The following is a 7921-nucleotide window of genomic DNA, read 5'->3' as shown; positions in this document are numbered from 1 at the left end:
CCGACGATGCAGGTGGGACCGTGGTCCCAGAGAGAATATTCAGGCCAGTTATGTTTTCTGGCCTGTGAGAAAGGAAATGAAGTAAAGGGAGATAACCGTAGACTAAAGCGTGTCCGCATTAGACTCCTGGTTTCTCAAGCTCCTTAAGAATGGCTTCTATTTTCTCTATACACTCCGCAGGAATGCGGGACTTATCCAGGTTAAGCACCATTTTATCGCCCTTATACAATGCTGTTGCCCCTGGAGCAAACTGATGACGTGAGCTCAGATTAACTCTTGATGCGGGAGATTGTTTCAGTACGGATGTTAAAAGACTAATGACCTCTTCAGCTTCAAAGATTAGTCCCGCTTTCTTCTGATCGTGGAGAGTCTCAGCCTGCTGCTTCAGTAATTCTTCTTTATCTGCAAAAGCCTTCTGAAGGGCTTCACCTGACCGGGCAGACAGTTCTCCAGGATGTGCAAACAGGGCAACAACGGATTTAGGCAGTTTGGCCGTATTAATACAGCGGGTAATGATCTTACGAGAAATGTTTTCCGCATCGGCAAGCGCAGAAATATTTCCTGCAAACTCATTCTGCAGCCGGCTTGTATAACGCAGGCCACGTTCATAAGCACTCGTCGGCCGATAATCGTTACCCAGCCGGGACAATGCAGCCATCTGCTCATCGTCCAGTTCACCAACCAGAACGCGATAATCACTTTCCGTCAGGATTGCGGCTTTACGGCGACGGCTGCCGTCTGCAATTTCTATGACATCAGAAACCCGGCGGCCGAAAGCTGGAGTCTGCTGACCGGTCAGTAAAAATGAAGGTATGAGATCATCCAGAGCATCTTCGGTAAGTAGTTCCTGATCACGCTCATTTCCTGACCATACGCGTGAGGCGCTCTCAACAGAGTCTCCCCGGAGCACCTCAAGGGTAAATTTTACTTCCCGTCCACATACCGGAAGAGAGATAGCATTACCGCGGGCCATAGCACCCACGCGCGCAATTAATGAATCCACCATCGGCGCGGCCGGCGCCGGTGATGAAGTATCTTCAGTCGATTGAGTATGTGTGGTATGCCTTGGAATGACAGGGGCACGCTTCATTATCTAATCTCCCAGCGTGGTTTAATCAGACGATCAAAAATCTCATTACAAACAGGTTCCCAGATTGAAAGTGCGTTTCGCCATGCGCCGGTCGAAGAACGTTGATCAATCGCCTGTTCGAAAACGGTTCTCATGCGGATCTGGCCTTTACCAACTTCATCGGTTTCACGTACCACATTTTTAAGAACCATGCTTCCCCATGCATCGCGAATTTGTTCTTCCATCCACGGTGACTGCGAACCATTGTTATTACTGTATTTGGTAAGGAGAATACGGACATCCGGCTCAAAGCCTTTAAGATCCACATTCCTGAGCAGATCACGAAGCATATCGAAAAACTGCAGTGCAGAAGTGTAATCGAACAGCTCTGCCGGGGTGGGAACAATCAGCACATCAGCAGCGCATACGACATTGATCGTGCCAATACCGAGGTTCGGTGCGCTGTCGATAACAATCACATCATAGTCATGAGCGACCGTTTCAATAGCAAGGCGGAGCATCAGATGCGGGTCGGTGGGCAGTTTTCCTTCATCAAATTTGCCCATCAGTTCAGTTTCAATGCGATGCAGTGCCAGGCAGGACGGAATGATATCAAGGCCAGGCCAGCAGGTTGGTTTTATCGCATAACTGGCATCATCCTTTTCACCAAGATAAAAGGGCAGGAGAGTATCTTCCGCGTGTATATGAAGATCGGGCACCCATCCGTGATACATCGAGGCTGTGCCCTGAGGATCATTACCCTCGACAAGCAGAACGCGTAATCCTTTCAGGGCCAGGTCCTGAGCCAGGTGAACAGAAACGGAGGTTTTGTAAACACCACCTTTGTGAGCAGCAACACCAATCACCGGCGGAAACGCATCTTCAGCACGGCGCAGTCGTGTACCAAATACATCCCGCATGTGATTGATTTGCTCGATGGTATAACCAACGCGTTGCTCAACTCTTCCACGGGTTTCCATATCAGGGTGAGGCAGCCGGCCAGCTTTCTCGGCATCCCTGATAGCCTGAGATGACACGCCAACTAAATCAGCTGCTTCACCAATCCTCCAGCGCCGGGTTATTTTCCGGGCTTCCGGACTGTCATCATTAAACTGCGCAATGGCGATTGCTTTCGTCATTTCATGACCAGCACTTATGCACTGGTTGAGTGTATCCATGAGTCCCATACTGAACATCCTTTAATCATCACTTTGCATTATTTTATTAAATCTTGGAATTTATTGCAAAGCAACAATAAAAACGCAAAGTGCACGAAAAAGTGCAAAGTGAACCGCATTGGGTGATGCAAAGACCGCAGGGGAGTACAAAAGAGTACATACCGCAGCCAATATTAATCACTGCCGCTCGCCGCAGTAAGCGATCTCACGGAGTGAGAAAGCGGCGAGGAAGCGGAAAATCACAGAATTCACAGATTGCACGTACGTCGGGTTGCTTAAGATGGCTCGGGATCAGCCAGTTATAATGAAATTGACTGCGATATGTAATATATTGACTGTGGCATGATACTTACTGTATCTGTGTCGAGAAAGAGGAAAGACGACTCAGCATACCGCAGTCAATGTTTCATTGTTGTACCTGTAGATCTCAATCTTCCAGAGCGTATTCAGGAAAATCAGGCCAGGGTTCTGGATACCTGGTGTGGCGCTTCCGGCCTTGTATCTGAGTTATTCAAGGTCTCGATCCAATAATTGATCCCAAGGAGATCATAGTGAGATCCAAAAGAGATCCCCGGATCGCTCCAGCATGCGCTGTAACTGGCTTTAACGTCTGTCTGGATCGACTGCGGAATGTAAAATGTTGACTGTTATATGCATAATCTAATACTGTGATATGCAACGGTATTTACTGAGGTATGTATATCCGTTGACTGCGATACGTATTACTACATCCTTTTGTGGATAACCGTTGAGGATCAAGATGACGAGCGAAAATAACAGCTTACTTCTGAACCTTCAGGAAGTTGATAAGACAACCGGCGAAGTTGTTAAGCTGGATGTCAACAGCACCAGTACCGTGCAGCCAGTAGCGCTCATGAGACTCGGTCTCTTCGTCCCAACTCTGAAATCAACAGGGAAGAGCAAGGCGAACCGGAAAAACGTTACAGACGCGACTGAGGAGCTTGTACAGCTGTCTATTGCCAAAAGCGAAGGGTACACTGACGTTAAGATCACCGGTTCGCGTCTTGATATGGACACGGATTTTAAAGTCTGGCTGGGGATAATTCGCTCCATGTCGGAGTATGGGGTAAAAAGTGACACCCTGGAACTGTCGTTCGTCGAATTCGTTAAGATGTGCGGATTTAACTCCCGTCGTTCAAACAAAAAAATGCGCGATCGCATCAGTAATTCCCTGTTTAAACTTGCCTCGGTTACGCTGAAGTTCCAGAGCGAGACCAAAGGATGGACCACCCATCTGGTGCAGTCAGCCTATTATGACATCACCGAGGATATCGTTGAGATAAAGGCTGAACCTAAGCTGTTTGAGCTTTACCACATGGACAGAAGGGTACTGCTGCGGCTGAAAGCCATTGACGCCCTGCAGCGCAAGGAATCAGCCCAGGCGCTTTATACCTACATCGAAAGTCTTCCCCAGAATCCTGCACCTATTTCCATGAAACGGATGCGTGACCGGCTGAATCTCACCTCAAATGTCTATACGCAGAACCACACGGTGCGTAAGGCGATGGAGCAGCTGCGGGATATTGGTTATCTGGATTACACCGAGTTTAAACGTGGCCGAGCCACCTATTTCAGCGTGCATTATCGCAACCCCAAACTCATCAGTGGTCCTGTGAAGGTTCCGCGCAAAGCGGAAGAAGAGAAGGCGCCAGAGCAAAATTATGACGAAGTCATTAAGGCGCTGAAGGCTGCTGGCATCGATCCTCTTAAACTGGCTGAAGCCCTCTCAGCGATGAAGCCAGAAAATTGACTGCGATATGCATATCATGACTGCCGTATGCCGCTAAGGACATTCCATTGACTGTGATATGCATCACGCATACCGCAGTCAATATTTATTCTCTATCATCTCTGCCCGGATCGAACAATATTGACTGTAATATGTGATTTGGGGTCGTGATACGCAGATATTGACTACGGCATGCGGGTTAAATGGGGGTAATCCCTGGTCTGTTAACCATTCCATGGGTGATAACATGCCACAGTCAATTTTTCAGTAAAGCTCTATACCCCTTACGAAAATCTCAATCGGGTGCTGAGACGGTCATGTTACCTGACGGTATCCGTTCCCCTGTGTACTGCAGGTTTAGCCCGGCAGGATGAGACTGCAGCTGTCTGTATAACCCGGCGCCAGCTTCACACTGCTAAATGCGATTAGGAAACGGGAGCCGGATGGCAGAAAGGTGTTGGCCACAGATGGTGAATGACTTTCGCGGTTAACGGGATGATTTGCTGAGCTTCCAGGAAAAACGCACAGTGGGATGCACGGCCAGTATGCCTGCATTGTGCCCTGTCTTGACTGCGGTATGTTGATGCCTGCAGGATTGCAGGTCACCGGGTAAGACCATGGCGGTTCAGTCATCAGCATGATGGCCTGGTGTGCTGGAGCAGGGAGGGGGCTGAATGCTCTCTGCTCCTGTATTCCGTATTAGCGGAATACAGGACGTCATGCCAGGGCCGTCAATCTCAGCCGGCCGGGGGCAGGGAGCGAAGGATCTCCGCGGCATCTCGACCATCACCGGTAAAGGGAACGGCCAGGGTGGCAGCCATGTCCAGCGCAAATACCCGGGTATAGACTTCCATCGAGCGCGGATCCTTATGCCCGGCCAGTGCCTGGATGACCTTCCTGGGCTGCCGGTGATAAAGCATGTGCATAATATAGCTGTGACGGAAAGTATGCGGCGTCACGGGGATCGAAAAATGCACGCCGTCAGCTTCAGCCCGCTTCACCGCCTGTTTCAGCCAGTTGCGCATTGTCTCATCCGTGACCGGCCATAACGGCTCCCGCCGGCGGGGGCGGGTGGTCACCATCCAGCTCTCCATCTGACGCACAAAACTGGCATCCGTCAGCGGTACCAGACGCACTTCATCTTTTGGCGGCCGGCCACGACGTGCCCGCACTTTTTCCGACAGCACCCGAACAAAAGGGCGCAGACCATCCAGGTCGAACGATTCCGGGGTGAGCGTCCGGGCTTCACCGATACGGATCCCGGTATTCCACATGGTGGCGAACAACATGTGGTGACGCTGGTCAGGCATATACCAGAGGAGGGCGCTCACTTCCGGCGCCAGGAGGTAAGCCGGCGTGGCACCTGTTGAGGTGGCCATCCGCCGGAGTGCCACCGCGGTCGCAAAATCAACGCCCGGGGCGATCGGCAGCAGAGAGACGCGTTCTGGTGAATTCTGCAAGGGAATGATGCTGTTCATGAGTTATTTTTCACGTAGCGCACGCACTGTTTATGGATACAGGTATTTTGCACCTGACGGGCCGATCCTGCCATGACAATAAATCGCAGCGCGCGGATCCTTTTGTTGTCTTATCCCGCATTATTGCGGGTAAAACCAAATGCGTAAAGGATCGTTTTTCTGCTCAGATCCTCCATGAAGCCAGTAATGACGCGGGTTGATGGCTGTTTTACGGTTTTTGGGAGAATTGGAGTAATGCCAGGATGTACATGTTAGGCAGGAAACAGAAGAGAAGAGAGCGCTACGCGATTTCCGGCCTGGTACACCCCTGTAACCTTGCGGGATTTCGCGTAACGCTTTCATAAGTTTACAACAGAAGAGAAAAGATAATTGCTGAAAAATGAAGTCCGTAAGTTAAATAAAAAATCATGATCCGTCCGGCACTATGTACTTAGCTGTCGTTTAGGTCTTAGGTGTTTTTGCTAAATTACGATGGTATCCCTTGTAAGAGTAATCTGGCTTGTCCTGCACATCTTCAGGTGACAATTCAGTGCAATTTCAGGGATTAATCCTTTTGTCGTCTGCAGAATCTCTCTATAAACGGGCTGTTTGTTGGTTCGCCAGAAGGAAAAAATTTAGCGTCGCGCAGATTCAGGCTGTGTTGAACTTTTCTGTTCTGTATCAACAGTTCCTGTCTTAAGCTGATACAATATACCCTCAGTAGAAAATATTGGATAAGGAAACTATGTACCTTCCTGGACAATTTTCTTGAACCTTTCATGCCGTCTCGTCTTGTTCAGATTCAGAACTGCCATACGTTTCTTCAGCCACTGGTTTTCATAAGAAACCATGAAGATCAAGCATTAATGTCTTTACATTTATTTGAACAGATGCGCTTTAATTGTGCCACAAAAAATAAGTCATTGTAAGTTATGGCGATTTTTAATATACAAATCATTATGCATTCTGAATACATGGAAGTGTATAATGAGCGCTTCAGGTCACAGATGATTAGATGTAACAGTTCACTATTCATCATGATTTATTGGAAACTTGTTAAGTTTTATATGATTATGAGATATTGGGATTATTGAGTTCCAGGACAATTCTGATAAGATAGCGATAACCAACACTACCCTGCAATAACCACTCAAGATGAAAATTATGACAAACCATAAAGAAGAGAACAGGTTATTATCATTATATTCTATGGGGATCCTTGATACAAAATATGAAGAACGATTTGACAGATTGACGAGGATTGCCACCAAACTCTTTGATGTACCAATAGCACTTGTTTCATTAATTGATAGAGACAGGCAATGGTTTAAGTCATGTTATGGGCTGAAGATAAAAGAGACAGATAGAAGTGATTCATTTTGTACAATAGCAGTAGATCTTAGTGAACCATTAATAGTGCCCGATGCAAGCCTTGATCCAAGATTCAAAGAAAATAAATTAGTTAAAAATGATCCTTATATCCGGTTTTATGCAGGGCATCCCGTAAGACTGCCAGATGGTGAGATAGCTGGAACAATATGTATTATTGATACAGAACCAAGAGTATTAACCAGAGATGACTTCTTATTGCTTAAAGATTTAGCAGAAATCGTAGAGGATGAGTTTAGAATAATAAACGAAGCAACTACTGATCCTTTGACAGGTATATGTAACCGGCGTTCTTTCGCCCTAATGACGGATGAATCGTTAAGAAAAGCCAAAAAAAAGAAAAAAACATTCTGTGTTCTGATCATAGATCTCGATAATTTTAAACCAATCAATGATAACTTCGGTCATTCAGAAGGTAATGAAGTACTTTGCAATTTTGCAGATATGCTGGAAGATCTTAGTAGTTCAAAAAGCGTTGTTGCAAGATTAGGAGGTGATGAATTTGGTGTTCTATTACCCGAGTCAACCTATAAAGAAGCAGAAGAATTCCTTCATAAATTGAGGGCCGGGATTACCAGCTACAATCTTAATTCTCAAAAAAAATACAACATAGATTTTTCTGCAGGGATTATTGAATATGATGAGAAAATTCATACTGAATGCTCTGCTATCATGCAGGATGCAGACGAAAGAATGTATGAAATTAAAAAGGGAAAACGATAGTATATGAAAAAATAGGACATACAGCCCTATTTTTTTTGGCCCCTCAAAAAATCAATCAGTTGATCACCTGACAAAGGCTTCGAATAATAATAACCTTGAAATTCATCGCAATTCATATTTTTTAGCAATTCAAACTGTTCATTATTTTCCACACCTTCTGCGACTATACCTAAACTGAAAGCTTTTCCAAGAGACACTATGCTTCTTACAATAGATAAGTCCCGTGCAACGTGGGCAATACCACTAATGAATGTTCTGTCTAACTTAATCGCATCAAATGGAAATTCTCTTAGATAGTTGAGAGAGGAATATCCAGTCCCAAAATGGCTTTGTTGAATAAATCGAACTTTTGCTG

General features: G+C 46.4%; 6 protein-coding genes. 2 read left to right on the top strand and 4 right to left on the bottom strand.

Annotated elements, in window-relative coordinates; translation table 11 throughout:
* Positions 1-118: 118 nt before the first annotated feature.
* Entirely contained in the window at positions 119-1090 is a 972-nt protein-coding gene (locus tag HMPREF9538_RS26330; RefSeq protein ID WP_004152062.1) for a ParB/RepB/Spo0J family plasmid partition protein, read from the bottom strand.
* Positions 1090-2256, bottom strand: a complete 1167-nt coding sequence (sopA, locus tag HMPREF9538_RS26335) for a plasmid-partitioning protein SopA (RefSeq protein WP_000523813.1) — start codon at positions 2254-2256, stop codon at positions 1090-1092. The genes HMPREF9538_RS26330 and sopA overlap by 1 nt, the downstream gene beginning before the upstream one ends.
* 751 nt (positions 2257-3007) lie before the next feature.
* On the opposite strand from sopA, the gene HMPREF9538_RS26340 reads away from it, so the two are divergent.
* A complete protein-coding gene (locus HMPREF9538_RS26340) occupies positions 3008-4018 on the top strand; it encodes a RepB family plasmid replication initiator protein (RefSeq protein ID WP_004152063.1) in 1011 nt (336 codons plus the stop codon).
* A 716-nt stretch (positions 4019-4734) separates the two neighbouring features.
* Here HMPREF9538_RS26340 and HMPREF9538_RS26345 read toward each other — a convergent pair.
* Complete coding sequence (locus HMPREF9538_RS26345) at positions 4735-5475, bottom strand: tyrosine-type recombinase/integrase (protein WP_001515717.1); 741 nt, start codon at positions 5473-5475, stop codon at positions 4735-4737.
* Between the two features lie 1143 nt (positions 5476-6618).
* Between HMPREF9538_RS26345 and HMPREF9538_RS26350 the strand changes: the two genes are divergently transcribed.
* The gene (locus HMPREF9538_RS26350; protein WP_004152065.1) at positions 6619-7566 is read left to right on the top strand and encodes a sensor domain-containing diguanylate cyclase; all 948 of its coding nucleotides are present in this window, start codon (positions 6619-6621) and stop codon (positions 7564-7566) included.
* Between the two features lie 26 nt (positions 7567-7592).
* Here the strand turns inward: HMPREF9538_RS26350 and HMPREF9538_RS29025 are convergent.
* On the bottom strand, positions 7593-7921 hold a 329-nt coding region (locus HMPREF9538_RS29025; protein ID WP_009483819.1), incomplete at its 5' end, for an EAL domain-containing protein.

It is taken from the genome of Klebsiella sp. MS 92-3 (assembly GCF_000195655.1).
GTDB lineage: Bacteria > Pseudomonadota > Gammaproteobacteria > Enterobacterales > Enterobacteriaceae > Klebsiella > Klebsiella pneumoniae.
The sequence above is the reverse complement of the archived record's forward strand: the minus strand, read 5'-3'. Positions and strand labels throughout refer to the sequence as shown.

Excerpts from the sequence above, each read along its gene's own strand:
- HMPREF9538_RS26330 (WP_004152062.1), bottom strand. The coding sequence starts at position 1,090 with ATGAAGCGTGCCCCTGTCATTCCAAGGCATACCACACATACTCAATCG.
- HMPREF9538_RS26350 (WP_004152065.1), top strand. The coding sequence starts at position 6,619 with ATGACAAACCATAAAGAAGAGAACAGGTTATTATCATTATATTCTATG.
- HMPREF9538_RS26340 (WP_004152063.1), top strand. The coding sequence starts at position 3,008 with ATGACGAGCGAAAATAACAGCTTACTTCTGAACCTTCAGGAAGTTGAT.
- sopA (WP_000523813.1), bottom strand. The coding sequence starts at position 2,256 with ATGGGACTCATGGATACACTCAACCAGTGCATAAGTGCTGGTCATGAA.
- HMPREF9538_RS26345 (WP_001515717.1), bottom strand. The coding sequence starts at position 5,475 with ATGAACAGCATCATTCCCTTGCAGAATTCACCAGAACGCGTCTCTCTG.